The 14,112-nt window shown below is 54.7% G+C and carries 18 protein-coding genes; 11 read left to right on the top strand and 7 right to left on the bottom strand.

What is annotated here, in order from left to right:
• Positions 1-22: 22 nt before the first annotated feature.
• Positions 23-1,057 carry an aminoglycoside phosphotransferase family protein gene (locus ACZ5BW_RS00695; RefSeq protein WP_464541530.1) on the bottom strand — a complete coding sequence of 345 codons (1,035 nt, stop codon included), beginning with the start codon at positions 1,055-1,057 and terminating at the stop codon, positions 23-25.
• A 96-nt stretch (positions 1,058-1,153) separates the two neighbouring features.
• Here ACZ5BW_RS00695 and ACZ5BW_RS00690 point away from each other — a divergent pair, with 96 nt between their 5' ends.
• Both ACZ5BW_RS00690 and ACZ5BW_RS00685 read left to right on the top strand, forming a co-directional pair.
• On the top strand, positions 1,154-1,456 hold the full coding sequence (locus ACZ5BW_RS00690) for an accessory factor UbiK family protein (RefSeq protein WP_464541528.1): 303 nt from the start codon (positions 1,154-1,156) through the stop codon (positions 1,454-1,456).
• Between the two features lie 108 nt (positions 1,457-1,564).
• Positions 1,565-3,088 (top strand): YifB family Mg chelatase-like AAA ATPase, encoded by a 1,524-nt coding sequence (locus tag ACZ5BW_RS00685; protein ID WP_464541526.1) that lies wholly within the window; start codon positions 1,565-1,567, stop codon positions 3,086-3,088.
• Positions 3,089-3,128: 40 nt separating this feature from the next.
• On the opposite strand, the gene ACZ5BW_RS00680 is transcribed toward ACZ5BW_RS00685, so the two are convergent.
• The 5 genes from ACZ5BW_RS00680 to ACZ5BW_RS00660 form a co-directional block, all read right to left on the bottom strand.
• The gene (locus tag ACZ5BW_RS00680) at positions 3,129-3,404 is read right to left on the bottom strand and encodes a PIN domain-containing protein (RefSeq protein WP_464541523.1); all 276 of its coding nucleotides are present in this window, start codon (positions 3,402-3,404) and stop codon (positions 3,129-3,131) included.
• A 110-nt stretch (positions 3,405-3,514) separates the two neighbouring features.
• Positions 3,515-3,844, bottom strand: coding sequence for a hypothetical protein (locus ACZ5BW_RS00675; protein ID WP_464541521.1), 330 nt, complete (start codon positions 3,842-3,844; stop codon positions 3,515-3,517).
• A 97-nt stretch (positions 3,845-3,941) separates the two neighbouring features.
• Positions 3,942-5,183 carry a DUF445 domain-containing protein gene (locus ACZ5BW_RS00670; RefSeq protein ID WP_464541519.1) on the bottom strand — a complete coding sequence of 414 codons (1,242 nt, stop codon included), beginning with the start codon at positions 5,181-5,183 and terminating at the stop codon, positions 3,942-3,944.
• A 220-nt stretch (positions 5,184-5,403) separates the two neighbouring features.
• Positions 5,404-6,876, bottom strand: coding sequence for an SEL1-like repeat protein (locus tag ACZ5BW_RS00665; protein ID WP_464543740.1), 1,473 nt, complete (start codon positions 6,874-6,876; stop codon positions 5,404-5,406).
• Positions 6,877-7,073: 197 nt separating this feature from the next.
• Positions 7,074-7,583 (bottom strand): hypothetical protein, encoded by a 510-nt coding sequence (locus ACZ5BW_RS00660; RefSeq protein ID WP_464541516.1) that lies wholly within the window; start codon positions 7,581-7,583, stop codon positions 7,074-7,076.
• A 150-nt stretch (positions 7,584-7,733) separates the two neighbouring features.
• On the opposite strand from ACZ5BW_RS00660, the gene ACZ5BW_RS00655 reads away from it, so the two are divergent.
• From ACZ5BW_RS00655 to ACZ5BW_RS00615, 9 genes are all read left to right on the top strand, one after another.
• Positions 7,734-7,997, top strand: a complete 264-nt coding sequence (locus ACZ5BW_RS00655) for a hypothetical protein (RefSeq protein WP_464541514.1) — start codon at positions 7,734-7,736, stop codon at positions 7,995-7,997.
• Positions 7,966-8,520: a fused MFS/spermidine synthase gene (locus tag ACZ5BW_RS00650; RefSeq protein WP_464541512.1), complete on the top strand. Its 555-nt coding sequence runs from the start codon at positions 7,966-7,968 to the stop codon at positions 8,518-8,520. The genes ACZ5BW_RS00655 and ACZ5BW_RS00650 overlap by 32 nt, the downstream gene beginning before the upstream one ends.
• Positions 8,521-8,980: 460 nt before the next feature.
• On the top strand, positions 8,981-9,232 hold the full coding sequence (locus tag ACZ5BW_RS00645) for an SOS response-associated peptidase family protein (RefSeq protein ID WP_464541510.1): 252 nt from the start codon (positions 8,981-8,983) through the stop codon (positions 9,230-9,232).
• 240 nt (positions 9,233-9,472) lie between these two features.
• A complete protein-coding gene (locus ACZ5BW_RS00640; RefSeq protein WP_464541508.1) occupies positions 9,473-9,676 on the top strand; it encodes a hypothetical protein in 204 nt (67 codons plus the stop codon).
• On the top strand, positions 9,670-9,888 hold the full coding sequence (locus ACZ5BW_RS00635) for a hypothetical protein (protein WP_464541506.1): 219 nt from the start codon (positions 9,670-9,672) through the stop codon (positions 9,886-9,888). The genes ACZ5BW_RS00640 and ACZ5BW_RS00635 overlap by 7 nt, the downstream gene beginning before the upstream one ends.
• A gap of 400 nt (positions 9,889-10,288) precedes the next feature.
• Complete coding sequence (locus tag ACZ5BW_RS00630) at positions 10,289-10,843, top strand: recombinase family protein (RefSeq protein ID WP_464541504.1); 555 nt, start codon at positions 10,289-10,291, stop codon at positions 10,841-10,843.
• Positions 10,844-10,986: 143 nt separating this feature from the next.
• On the top strand, positions 10,987-11,202 hold the full coding sequence (locus ACZ5BW_RS00625; protein WP_464541502.1) for a hypothetical protein: 216 nt from the start codon (positions 10,987-10,989) through the stop codon (positions 11,200-11,202).
• Entirely contained in the window at positions 11,202-11,270 is a 69-nt protein-coding gene (locus tag ACZ5BW_RS00620) for a hypothetical protein (protein WP_464543739.1), read from the top strand. The genes ACZ5BW_RS00625 and ACZ5BW_RS00620 overlap by 1 nt, the downstream gene beginning before the upstream one ends.
• 230 nt (positions 11,271-11,500) lie before the next feature.
• A complete protein-coding gene (locus ACZ5BW_RS00615) occupies positions 11,501-12,628 on the top strand; it encodes a carbohydrate-binding protein (protein WP_464541500.1) in 1,128 nt (375 codons plus the stop codon).
• Positions 12,629-12,904: 276 nt separating this feature from the next.
• Here the strand turns inward: ACZ5BW_RS00615 and ACZ5BW_RS00610 are convergent.
• Positions 12,905-14,016 (bottom strand): IS3 family transposase gene (locus tag ACZ5BW_RS00610; protein WP_464538878.1). Its coding sequence is split into 2 segments (ribosomal slippage): positions 12,905-13,761 and positions 13,761-14,016, totalling 1,113 coding nucleotides; the frame shifts between segments, so codons are not numbered across the junction.
• Positions 14,017-14,112 lie beyond the last annotated feature (96 nt).

Genomic DNA, 14,112 nt, shown 5'->3' with positions numbered 1-14,112 from the left:
CGTGAACCCGGTTCCGGCCTTCTCAGAAAGTATAGCCAACTTTCAGTTCCGGCTTGTTGATCTCCCACTGATCAAGCAGCGTCAGCAAGGGATTGAGCTCGCGGTAGCGTTCGCACGCCTTGCGCAGGTAATCCGCCACCAGCGGTATGTCCTTGAGATAACCGCTCTTGCCATCGCGATAATTCAGGCGGGAAAATATTCCCAGGACCTTGAGGTGGCGCTGCACGCCCATCCACTCGAAATCGCGGTAAAAATCCGCAAAGCTTGCTCCAACCGGCAACTGGAGCTTGCGCGCCTGCTCCCAATAGCGGATCAGCCAGTCCAGTATGCGTTCTTCGTCCCAGCGGATGTATGCATCCTTGAACAGGGATACAAGATCGTAAGTAATGGGGCCATACACTGCATCCTGAAAATCGAGAATTCCCGGACTGGGTGACGTTACCATCAGGTTGCGCGAGTGGTAGTCACGGTGAACAAAAACTCTGGGTTGCGCCAGGTTATTTTCCAGGATGAGCCGGAAAATGGCATCGAGCTGCGCCTTCTGGCTGGTGACAGGCGTCACCTGCAAATGATACGCGAGATACCAGTCCGGAAAAAGATTCAGTTCCCTCAGCAGCAACGCTTCGTCGTAATCCGGCAACAAGCCCGGCCGGCTCGCAAGCTGGATCTTGAGGAGCGCATTCGTGGCATCACTGTATAAACGGCTTGCGTCAGCATCCCTGGCCACGCTGTCGATGCCGTTTGAATTGCCATTCAACGCCTGCAGAAAGGTCGTGTTCCCGAGATCGGACAGCAACAAAAAGCCCCGTGGTAAATTCTGCGCCAGAATCTCCGGTACATGGACACCTGCCGCCGAAAACAGGCTGGCCACCTGCAAAAAGGAACTGCAATCTTCCTGCTGCGGTGGCGCGTCCATCACAATCAAGGTTCTGCCGTCGTCGAACTTGATGCGGAAATAGCGTCGAAAACTTGCATCCGCCGAAGCAGGCGACAAGGTAAACTGCCTGTCGGGAAACTGTGCGACGAGCCAGTTTTCCAGAAGACGGTAGCGTTCCATATAATCTGCTGATTGCCTATTTGATCGAAGTATGAGATTTTAACATCAAGTATCGCTTCTCACCGGTCCGGTGGGGAAGCAGAAACAGGAGGAATTATGGTTAATCAGAAGGTACTGGACGAAATTGTAACCAAAGTCAATGAATTGGTGGCGCAAAGCCCGGTGAAGGATGTCGAGAAGAACCTTCGCGTCATGCTCGGGGCAGTGTTCACCCGCCTGGACCTGGTAACGCGCGAGGAATTCGAAGTACAGCAGGAGGTGCTCAAGCGCACGCGTGAAAAGCTGATCGCGCTGGAAACACGGGTGACAGCATTGGAAAGCGCTGCGAAGAGCGGCCCTCTGCCCAACACTCTGGATGTTCCCCCGGAGACGCTGGACGATCTGTCGGAGACGGAATAAGACGGCATCCAGATTTTGGCTCATCAGTTTTTAAACATGCAAGAAATGCTCAATTCTGCCGTTTATTATCTGTATCAGACGATTCATTCCGGTTGAGAATTTTTTTGCATGCCGCTTGCTGTTCTCTATAGCCGCGCTATCGCTGGCATGGAGGCGCCACTGGTAACAGTGGAAGTTCACATTGCCAACGGACTGCCGGGCTTTACCATCGTGGGTCTGCCGGAAGCGGAAGTAAAGGAAAGCAAGGACCGCGTGCGGGCCGCGCTGCAGAATACACGCTTCGAGTTTCCGCCCCGGCGCATCACAGTCAATCTTGCCCCGGCTGACCTGCCCAAGGAAAGCGGCCGCTTCGATCTGCCGATTGCATTGGGCATATTGGCCGCAACCGGCCAGATTCCATCGGACAAGCTCGGCCATTATGAATGGGCGGGAGAACTGGCGCTGACCGGAGAACTGCGCGCCATCCGCAGCGCGCTCGCCATGACCTATGGCGCCGCCCGCTCGGGCCGCAGCTTCGTGCTGCCTGAACAAAATGCGGCGGAGGCGGCGCTGGTCAAAGAAGCCGCGGTTTACCCCGCGACTTCCCTGCTCCAGATTTGCGCCCACCTTGCCGAGCGTGAACCTCTGCAGCTTTATTCGCTTTATTCCGAAAAGGGGGCACGCGCGGGCGAGAGTGCGGAAAGTGCGCTTCGCTATCCCGGCATGGAAGAGGTCAAGGGACAGGCACAGGCCAAGCGTGCGCTTGAAATTGCGGCGGCAGGCAGTCATAGTCTCCTGATGATCGGTCCTCCCGGCACAGGCAAGTCGATGCTGGCCGCACGCCTCCCCGGCATCCTGCCCGCCATGACCGAAGAGGAAGCACTCGAATCGGCTGCAATGCAATCCCTCGGAAGTGGCGGTTTCAGCGTTGCCAACTGGAAGCGACGTCCCTATCGTTCCCCGCATCACACGGCTTCAGGCGTTGCTCTTGTCGGAGGCGGCAGCAATCCCCGTCCCGGTGAGATTTCGCTGGCAGTGAACGGGGTATTGTTTCTGGATGAATTGCCAGAGTTCGATCGCAAGGTATTGGAAGTATTGCGCGAACCGCTGGAATCGGGACGCATCACGATCTCGCGCGCGGCACGGCAGGCCGAGTTTCCTGCACGCTTCCAGCTGGTCGCAGCCATGAACCCCTGTCTTTGCGGCTACCTCGGACATTTCAGCGGAAAATGCCGCTGCACGCCTGACCAGGTGGCGCGCTACCGTGGAAAGATCTCCGGCCCCCTGCTGGACCGGATCGATATACAGATCGAAGTACCCGCTCCACCCGAAGAGGACCTGATGCGGCAGGCGCAGGGGGAACCCAGCGAAATTATCCGGCAGCGCGTCGAAACCGCTTATCAACGGCAACTGGAGCGCCAGGGGAAGGCGAATGCCCATCTGGCAGTAAAGGATATCGACAAGTACTGTATTCCGGACAAGGCGGGGGAAAATCTGCTCAGGCAGGCTATCAGCCGCCTGAATCTTTCCGCCCGGGCTTATCACCGCATCCTGAAAGTCGCACGCACGATTGCCGACCTGGCCGCAAACCCGGGGATCAGGGGCGCCCACATTGCGGAAGCGGTGCAGTACCGGAAGATGGATCGAAGCTAGGATCGATGGTGCACTTTTCCTGGTTCGGGTGAAAGTTGTGCTACAAACGGTATGGAATCGTTATATCCGGTTCCTTGTCCGAGAAATCCCTGGTATTGCGCGTAGCCAACACGTATTTGTATACGCGTGCCGTGGCATATACCAGTGCATCCGGCAGACGTATCCCGTATTTCTTGCGCAAAGTTACGGCTTCCTCGTAAATGCGGTCATCGAAGGGGAAAAGCCTGAAGGACCCGAGAAAGGCGCGCGTGGCTCCCTTTCTCCTTTGGTGTTCCGACCATGACCTCCATCCAGGTGATCGGGCAAATGGCAGCACCCCGGTTTTGTTTCAACGTGTCGCTTGCCTGCGGCACCCCATTCAAGTAATCGATCAGGATGTTCGTATCAAAAAGCACCTTGGCCCCGTTTATCATTTTCATTGAATTTTCATTGATCACGGTCCCATTCGGCGCGCAACTTGCGCTGATACTCCACGCCATCCACCGCGTGGTCCTTCCACAACCCAAATGCGGCATCCAGCGGATGCGCTTGAATGCGCAGCTTAAGAGCCACCTCCTCCAGCAGTTGCTTGTGCAACTCCATTGCTTTATCCATCGAGTCGGCTTGATAGTGTTCCTGAAGCACTGCCTCTATCGCTTGCAACTCCGTGGAAAGTATCTTCCGCATCAACTCCGCGCGCGGAATATCCAGTTTCCTTGCCAGTTCCGTAAGTTGCGTCAGCATGTTCGCGGGTATATCCACCAGCGTACGGCTCATGATTTCCTCCAAAAGCGATATACATCATTGTATATCACTCTGTCGTACTTGTGTTGTTCTTGAAAGTTTGCTGAGAAGCTTGTTTGGAGGCTGGAGGTTAAGCGAAGGCGTGGGCGATGGTGTAGATCACGAGACCAACCAGTCCGCCTATCAGTGTGCCATTGATGCGAATGTACTGAAGGTCTTCGCCCACCTGCCGCTCGATGCGGCGAGTGACTGTCTGCGTATCCCACTCGCGCACGGTGTCAGCAATCAGCCTGCCCACATCGCGCTGATGAGACTGCACCGCCTCCACCAGCACATCCCGCATCCAGTTATTGAGCCGCTCTCGCAGGCCAGGGTCCTGAAGTACCGTATTGGCGCCGGACCCCATGACGCTCCGCATCCAGGCCCTGATTGCCGATTCCTCGCTGTCGATGTCCTCGCGCATCCCGTTGCGGATGTCGCGCCAGACTCCAGCTGCGTAGTCCCGCAAGGCCGGATGCTCCAGCAGTTTGCGGGCGTGGGCGGCAATCTGCTCGCGATATTCGGGCGAAGTAGCCAGGTCAGAGGCAAGCTTGCCGATGGCAGCATCCAGTCGCAAACGCAGGGGGTGTTCAGGGTCGCGCGCAATCTCTGCCACAACCTCACGCAGCGCCGCCACCACGCTTTCCCCCACCTTTTCATCCATCGAAAGCCGCTGCCAGAACCAGGCTGTGTTTTCGCGCACGCGCTGGCGAATACGTGATTCGTTCGCGGTTACATATTCATCAGCCTCACGCAACAGCTTGTCCAGCAGCCGCTGGTGCCGCTTTTCCGCGGTGAGCATCACCACCGCCTCGCCGAGCAAAGGGCCAAGATCGACACGGGCCGCTTTTTCCAGCATGCCGGCCGAAACGAAACGCTGCACGTGGCGCTCATCCACCGAATCCAGCAATTCCGGAATCAGGCGCGTCACGTAGTCGGCGAACAGGTCGGTACGCCCCTGCTCGGATAGCCACGTAGCCAGTTTTCCGGACAAATCCACACTCGCGAGTTTGGCTGCAACCACTTCGGGAGAAGCAAAGTTGCTCTCCACGAAGCGTCCCAGCGATTCCCCGATTCGATCCTTGTTACGCGGAATGATTGCAGTGTGGGGGATCGGCAGGCCGAGAGGCTGGCGGAATAACGCTGTTATGGCAAACCAGTCCGCCAGCGCGCCCACTACCGCAGCTTCGGCAAAAGCGCGAACGTACCCAACCGACGGATGAACTGAAAGAAATACATTGGCCAGAACAAGAACCGCAAGCATCACGATCAGCAGCGCGGTCGCCAGGCGCTGCATCCGGTTGCTGGCCACGGCTGGCTCTACAGGCCGCATTTCCTGATTCCCGGCTCGCGATTCCAAGGATGCACCCGATCGATGGCTGGAGATTATAAAAGTCGTATTTTCAAAGCGCTTTCTGAATCAACCTGAGTCCAAAGTACACTTTACCGATTGCAACGGTCAAGGCGTTGATTGTTCAATACGAGCAGAGAACGGTTCGTTCCACGGGTATCCCTGATGGAAGCGGAAAGGAGAGGTGGCAACGGTAACAGAATTACCTTTGGTTTGCTCTTGCCCATTCATCCGCCTCGCGTCGCGCATCACCGATTTGCATCGGTGTCATCAGCTTTTCCATCAGTTCGCGATTCTCTTTGGCATCCTCGTAGCCGCCGGCGCTGGCGATGCTGAACCATTTGTCGGCTTCCACATAGTCCTGTTTCACGCCATTGCCATTGTAATACAGCACGCCGAGATTGGTCTGGGCGCCCGCATGCCCTTGCTCCGCTGCCTTCAGGTACCATGCTAACGCCTGCGCGTAATCGTGCGGTACTCCCTGCCCGCTGTCATACTTCACACCCAGGCTGTATTGCGCCCGCGCATATCCTTGATCGGCCGCCTTGCGATACCAGGCTACTGCCTGTTGTGTATCCTTTTCGATGCCTCGCGCCGTGTCATACCTTACCCCCAGGTTATATTGCGCATCCGGATCTCCTTGCTCGGCCGCCTTGCGATACCATGACACCGCCTGGCGATCATCCTGAAGGACGCCTTTACCCGTCGCATACATCACGCCGAGATTGAACTGTGCAGGAGCATAGCCCTGCTCAGCCGCTTTACGATACCATGCCGCTGCTTCGTAAGCGTCCTCACGAACACCCCGTCCTTTGGCATTTGCCACCCCCAGCTTGAACTGGGCACGCGCATATCCTTGATTGGCCGCCTGGCGATACAAGGATGCCGCCTGCCGATAATCCTGCGCGACTCCTTCTCCCGCAGCGAACATCATGCCGAGATTGAACTGTGCATCCGCGTTCCCCTGCTCAGCAGCCTTGCGGTACCAGGAGGCGGATTCCTGATGGCTCTGCGCTACTCCGCGGCCCTTGGCATAGAGCACGCCAAGAGCATATTGCGCCTCTGCGTACCCTTGCTCGGCTGCCTTGCGATACCAGGATACGGCCTGATGGTCGTCCTGCTCGACTCCCTGCCCCTTGAGATACATGAATCCCATGATTGCCTGCGCAGGTGCATGTCCCTGCTCCGCGGCTTTCAGATACCAGGAGAGGGCGTGCCGATAATCCTTTTCCACGCCCTGGCCTTTCGCATACATCACTCCGAGATTGTATTGCGCCACGGCATATCCGCTGTCGGCCGCCCGGAAATACCAGAACATTGCCTGTTGATAATCCTGCGGGACGCCCTGGCCTTTCAGATACATGTACCCCAGCATGGATTGCGCCGGTGCGTCCCCCTGCTCCGCCGCCTTGCGGTACCACTTGGCGGCTTGTTCATGATCCTGCGGCACGCCGTGACCCCGTGAATACAGCACGCCCAGATTGAACTGCGCGTCGGGGTTGCCTTCGTTGGCCGCTTTGCGGAAAGATTTCACTGCTCTGGCGTAATCCTTGCTGAGAACGAACTTCATTCCATCCTCGAAGTCTCCTGCGATAGCCAGAGAGGCGAACAACATCAACACCGGGCCGACTGTTGCGAACCTGGATGTTGCCACTGATTTGGATAGGCGCATCATTTTCACCTTCAATTCCCGATTCCATATTGCCCGCGCATTCTACCCGGCGCGCCCCTGAAGTTACAGGTATCGCGGCATCTGCAATTTTTTATTCGCAAAGTTGTTTTTTTTATGCGTGTTTCGAGGGAAAATCAGGAAAGCTGGCTTTATGTTTTTTTACGTTTTATGCGGCCATTCCCCAGCTTTTTCAGCAGGAGTTATTCGGGAGCCGCGCAGTCTTCCAGCGTGTCCCACGCAATCCGGCTTTCATATTTCCTTCCACTGACGGTGGCAAATGCCGTAGCATTATCCGTTCGTTTCAAGGTAAGAACGAAAGAATAATCGCGATCCACTTCCTCGTCAGCATTGCTGCCGGGTCTGCCGGGATGAATGATGGGGGTAGGCAGGCCGTATCTGATCACTGCATCGGGATTGGAAGGGGAGTTGCGCGCATAGGTGCCTGCGAGTGCACCTTCAGGATAGGCATAGATTTCCATTGCCGCAATATCCGGGTAGCTGAAAACCTGATATTGCAGGGTGCGGATCATCCATCGACTATCGGATTGAAGCTGGTCGACGGTGCAGCGGGCAAGTGCAGTGAGCTTTCCGCTGACCTTTCCTCCGTGAGTAAACGACGACTCCTCCCAGCCGATGCCTGCGCATGCCGCCAGCAGGGTCCCGCACAAAGAGAAGACCAGAACCGTGATCAATTTGATGCCTGCCTGCAAAACTCTGCCTCCCCTTCGACACGAACCCGAACCGGATTACATCATGCCGGTATGCGCTCAATCTAAACCTAGGTCAAAAAGAACGGCTTGTAAAGCTTGTCCGCGCCAATGGCAACGGCAGGAGCAACGGGATAAGGAAAGACTCCTTTCATGAACCGATTTCTGAAACGCCGCGAACGGCAGGCAAACGTCAGCCGAAATCCGCCCCTCGCAGACGCTGGCCTCGTTCACCTGAGTGAAGAGTACGGTATCCGCTCGCTTCACCTGGGGAGCAGCATGGTACAGAGCGCAATGCGCATCGCTGCCCCGAATGAGTTGCAGCTGGCCTATACCCAGTGCATGATGTGCTTCCTGCTGTTTCGCCCACGACCCAAATATTCTCATGATCGGCCTGGGAGGAGGCTCGCTGACTAAATTTGTTTACTGGCAACTGCCAACGGTCAATACGACCGTGATCGAAATCAATCCCCAGGTGGTTTCGGTCGCGCGCAGCCAATTCCATGTGCCGGCTGACGACGAGCGCCTGGAGGTGCTGATCGCGGAAGGCAGTGAGTATATTGCTGCCCATCCAGCCAGCACAGACATCCTGATGGTCGATGGTTTCGACGATGGCAGGCAAGTGGCTTCTCTATGCACGCAGGCTTTTTATGATCAGGCAAGTGAAGCATTGACGAGAAATGGCATACTGGTCGTCAACCTGCTCAGCCGGGACGGAAGAGTTCGCGAATATCTCGCGCGTCTTGAAAACAGCTTCGCGGGACGTATTGCCACCATACTGGCGGAGCCTTATGGCAATCTGATCGTGTTTGCCTTCAAGTATGCGCCGGCAAAAACCGTCTGGGAAGAACTGCGAGCAACGGCAAAGGTGCTGGAGAAAGAATTTGCCCTGCCATTCTCAAAGTTCGCCCAAAAACTGCCCCATCGCAGACCTTTTTAAACCTGGGTGGCATTTCCTCATTCAGATAGAGGCGTGGTGAAAAGACGGTTAAAGGATGGTCCCATCACTCTGGATTGAGCAAACCCCTCATCAGGAGATTTTCCGTGCTACCAGAGTGCGTACCACTGTACCAAAATTACCCGAACGCAGTGATTAGCAAAACCTGCATCAAGAATAGAAGGAGGTTCATAATCTCCCCTCTGACTCTGACAGCCTCTCGGCAAGGGTGCTGCGATGGACGCTTCCTTACACCCTATCGCTGTGAAAGAGATTAAACGAAAAGTGGTCTTGCCTGGAGTAGCGGAGCACACGGGAAATCTCAACAAAAAAGGCCGCAGGGCAACTTAATTGATGATCTGCGCGGAAAAATACAATGGTGCACCCCGCTTCTTATTTTTTGCAACAGAGCCCGAACTACAAGCCATTCACTCATCAGACAGTCGAAACAGGATTCGTCATCTTGACGCAAGACTCCGAAGGGGGAATGGTGGATATTCATGACCGCAGGCCAGTGGTTCTGCAATCAGAGGACGCCTGGCGCTGGATGGATTCTGAGACGCCAGTGGAGGAAGCACCCCACATTGCCCAAAGCAGATCGCTCCCAACTCAAGAATTCACGTGGTGGCTCGTAAGCCGGGAGGTGAACCGGGCAGATCCATATAATGACAGGAAAGAACTGTTGGAGCCGATAAGCGAGCCTGAAAGCGCATAACCTTTCCTCGTTTGCTGCGTGTTGCAAGCCGCGCCAGCCGGACGCACAAACGATAGACACAGATCGAGTTTTCCCCGATTGGCGTGGATAGGTCTGTTGATAAGACTCAGAAGTAGTGGGAAGTTCTGATACCGCTTGGATAATTTTCGGAATTCTGCTGGACAACTTAAATTCCATCACCTAGATATTAGTAATAGGTTCTTCATTACTTTAAAACAGTTATCTTGCCGGGGAGATACTATGACACTTAACCGTTGCTTCAAAATTCACGGCTTCATCCTGGTCACAACTCTGAGCGTGGTTACAGGTTTCGTGTCCCCCGCCTTCGGGGAGGAGACGCATTCATATCTCATCGACCTCAACAACCGGGAAGTAACCCTACTGGGCACGCTGGGGGAGGCTACAGTATCGGCAATGGCATCAATAACGCCGGCCAGGTGGTGAGAAACTCTTACACCGCCGCAGGTCAGATGCATGCCTTTATCACTGGCCCCAATGGCGTGGGCATGACCGATCTCAATTCGCTGGTTGACCTGCCCGGAGTAATTCTAACCAGCGCCGCGGGTATCAATAACGCGGGGGAAGCCATCGCCGGTTCTGTCCCAAACATCCGGAGCCGGAGATCTATGCACTTTTTCTTGCAGGGCTTGGACTGATTCGATTTGTGGCGCAGCGAAAGAAGGCGAAGAATCTCATTAAACGTTATTGAACTTTTACCGCTGTTCTACTCCCTTCAGGACAACGGATAGCGTTGCAAAATAGGTCCCTTTTGGTACACCCCGATTAGGGGATGATGGAGCTGCACCCCTTGCCTCACCCGCCGGCTACCAACATAACTGTCATCATCCAGGTCGAGCACACTCAATCCCTACTGGGCAGTTCGCAAGACATCTGTATTGTCAAACTTTATGTCAGGATTGAGTACACCCCATTCTGACAAATCTGTTTGACACTTTTCCTGTCTTTTTGTGTCTATTTAGAGTTATATATTGTATTAATTGACAGTCACGCTCGACGGTCATAGACTCTACCCTGACATTTTTGCAGGGAAGAACCATGACCAACCAGAGAATCGGATACATTCGCGTCAGCTCATTGGACCAAAACCCAGAGCGGCAGCTCGACGGAATTCACCTCGACAAGGTATTTACTGACAAGGCATCCGCCAAGGATACAAACAGGCCTCAGCTGCACGCCGCGCTCAACCACGTGCGTGCGGGGGATACGCTCGTAGTCCATTCCATGGACAGGTTGGCCCGTAACGTGGAAGACATGCTCAGGCTTGTGAGGGAAATGAATGACCGGGGAGTATCGGTTCAATTCATTAAAGAGAATATGAACTTCACTGCCGGTAATGATGATCCACGCTCTACTTTGATGTTTACCATGCTCAGCGCCTTCGCCCAGTTTGAGCGTTCGCTCATCAAGGAGCGGCAGCGGGAAGGGATAGCCCTGGCAAAGGCCAAGGGGGTCTACAAGGGCAGGAAGCCAGCGCTAAATGTAGAGAGGATTGCCCAGTTGCGAGAGCAGGCCGCAGCGGGAGCAAACCGGACAAAGCTGGCGAAGGAGTTTGGGATAAGCCGGGAGACTCTTTATCAATACATCCGGTAGGAAGAAAGATCGCGCTAGTTGTGGGGGAGTTTTCAAAATCAGAACCAAAAACCAAAGATCGAGAGAAGCTGCTTTGACAGCATGAACTCCATTATCTACATTGAAGTAATGGATTGCCAAACCCCGCCTTGCCGGAGAATGCCATGACACTACTCAGCCATTCCTTCAAAGTTCGCCATCTTATCCTGGCTGCAGCCTTAACTACGGGTCTTGGTTTTGTCAATCCTGCAAACGCCCAAAACGCAGCCTCCCTTGTTGACGCAGACTTCCTTGTTGATCTTGACAGCAGGACGGCAGTTGACCTGGGTGCTTTGGGCGGGGGCTTGAGCTATGCCGGCTCAACGATGCCGGACAGGTAGTGGGAGCCTCTCTCACGGCTGAAGGTAATCGCCATGCCTTCATCACCGGTACTGATGGGTGGGTATGAGAGACCTGGGCACTTGGGGCGGGAACTTGAGCGAGGCCTTCGGTATCAACGATGTACGCATGGCTCAAACGCTACAGTCGGCCGGGGAGTGAAGACAACGCCCTCCGAGGTCAGGCAGAAGAAATTCGTCGTCTGAAAGCGGAGCTAAAACATGTCAGCGAGGAGCGCGATATTTTCTTTCAGCTACGCTATGTTGTATTGTTGCTCTTACTCTGCCGGAGAGAGAAAAAATGAAAACTAGAAACGTTCATTCAGTCATTCTGTTCTTGACTGTTGCCCTAAGCTCGGGACATCTTTCAGCACAACAGATCTGTCATTCCTTGCTGCAGGGTGGAACGTTTGATGTCTCTGTTACGACAAACGACTCCTTTGCCTCAGACTACTTTCGTTCAAGGTATTGCAATAGCGGGACTAGTTCGTCTAGTGGCGGGCTCACGCTTGGCCTTCCGATTGGTGAGATTCCCGTCGAGTTTGGTGCTAGTAGCAATGACAGCAGCAGTCACAACATTTGCGATGACCGAACCTCGTCTTACGAAGACTGGCGGAAGTTTCTAGCTTGGTCACGCAAAGCATCACCAGTTCTTGCCAAAGCGTTTGTTGACTGCGTCAAAGCAGAAGGCATACAACTATGGACGGAACGGAGCCAAGTAACTAATGCATTAGCATTGAATATGCGTGTTAACTACCATACTCGAAATTTTTCGCCGGTGAAGATTCAATTTAGTTTTTCTCCATCTAGTGTCGTCGGAAAATGCGGCCCCAAGACAAAGACGGAGCTTGAGCAAGGAGTCAGTGTGGGAAACTTAGAAACATTCAAAGTGGTCTGCGCAATGACGAGCCATACCGAAGGTGTTGAAATTGGCCTCATTGCATCAAGTATGATTCCTTACGGTAATATGGCAGTTCGCTCATATCGCCCTCGCCCTGTTATATTATTGAGTACAGATACGAGTTCTAGGAGCGGTGTGAAGACGCCTGCGCCAGGTGATGCAACTTACGGTTGGGGCGTCGATACGCTCCTCGATCATTATGATGGCCCCAATATTATTACTCCGCAAAATGGAAGGCGGTGGGCTGCATGGAATGTCGATGGTCTTACTCCCGGGCTCTACCGCGTCTATGTCACTTATGCCGCAGCTAAATCCCGCCCTCTGCGTCTCCTTGTCAATGGAACCGTTCGTCTAACCGATGTCGCTGCCTCAACTACTGGCGGATGGGAGCCTACGAAGCGACAGCAGATAAGCCCCGGTGAAATCCGAATTGACAAGTCGACCGCTGAACTTCGTTTGGAGACCAAGGACATAAATTCCTCTTGGCCTCATTTCAAGGAGTTGCGCCTAGTTTTTGTGAGTGACTAAACGTTCGACCTTTCCATTGAGCGACCCCCCCTCTCCTTTGGACCAACGCCCGCGCCCTCTGTTGGCGTTCATGTCGAATGTTAACGATGAATGGTCCTTGTTTCTGTTCTCGCCCCTCTAGTTGGACCAACTCCTCTTTTCCATTCTCTGTTTTAAGATTTCTCGGCGCTGCCTCTCAAGGCACGTTCCGCTATTACCAGGCCGGGCAGGCGCTGATAACAACGCTGCTCTGTTTCGTCCTGTTGACGTCATCCCCGAAAACCGGACGGTTTAAAACTACAGGCGGACCGCTTCGTTGGTTTGATCTGACCTCTTTTTGACGAACTCGCTCGGGGTCAGGTGGCCGAGTGAGCCATGGGGACGGTGGTGATTGTAATCGTCCTGCCAAGCCTTCAGTTTCTCACGGGCATCGTGCAATGTAACGAATTCGTGGACATTGAGGAACTCATCGCGCAATCGGCCGTTGAAGGATTCGATCAGCCCATTATCCGTGGGTTTGCCCGGCCGCGTGTAATCGAGTTTGATCCCCCGGCGATATGCCCACTCGTCCAGGGCCTTGGACGTGAACTCCGTGCCGTTGTCCACGGTGATTGCTTTGGGCCATCCACGCTGTGCTGCAAGCCGGTCCAGGGCTTGACCCACGCATCGCCCGGACAGCCTGAAGTTGGCCTCCAGGCACACACTCTCGCGACTCCACTGATCAATGACGGTGAGGATGCGAAATGCCCGGCCATCGAGCATCTGGTCGTGGACGAAATCCATGCTCCAATGCTGATTCGGGCCGGTGGGTGCCTGAGGCCTGCCGCGCAGCAGCGCAATGCGCTTGCGGCGCTTGACCTTCATGCGCAGTTGCAGGCCTTGCTGGCGATAGAGCCGATATACACGCTTCTTCCCCACTTGCCAGCCTTCGCGCTTGAGCATCACCAGCACCCGCAGGTAGCCGAACCTGGGACGGCTCATGGCGATATCGCGAATGCGCTGGCATAGCGCACTTTGATCACGCGCCCTGCTCCTGGCATACCAAACCGAACGCGCTAGCTGCGCCAGGCGGCATGATCTCTGCACACTGATTTTGAAGCGCTCCTGCATCCAGGCTGCCAGCTCGCGCCGCTTGGCAGCCTTCAGAGCTTTTTTCGCACCACCTCCTGCAGAATCTGCTTGTCCAGCGTCAGGTCCGCCACGATACGTCGCAGCCGAACATTCTCATCCTCGATCTGCTTGAGCCTGCGCAGCTCGCTCACACCCAAATCCGCGTACTTCTTCTTCCACGTGTAGAACGTGGCCTCAGACACACCGATCTGCCGGCACACATCGACCACCGCTGTGCCGCTATCGGCCAGTCGCAGCGCATAAATGATTTGCTCCTCTGTGAATCTCGACTTCTTCATCGCTTCTCCTTTGCCTCTCATGAGGCCTTGGAAGCAATCCTACCTCCAGTTTTAACCTGTACCGATTTTCAGGGGAAACGTCACTCAAATTAATAG

The sequence above is a fragment of the Nitrosospira sp. TNL300 genome, from assembly GCF_055385915.1.
The sequence above is the reverse complement of the archived record's forward strand: the minus strand, read 5'-3'. Positions and strand labels throughout refer to the sequence as shown.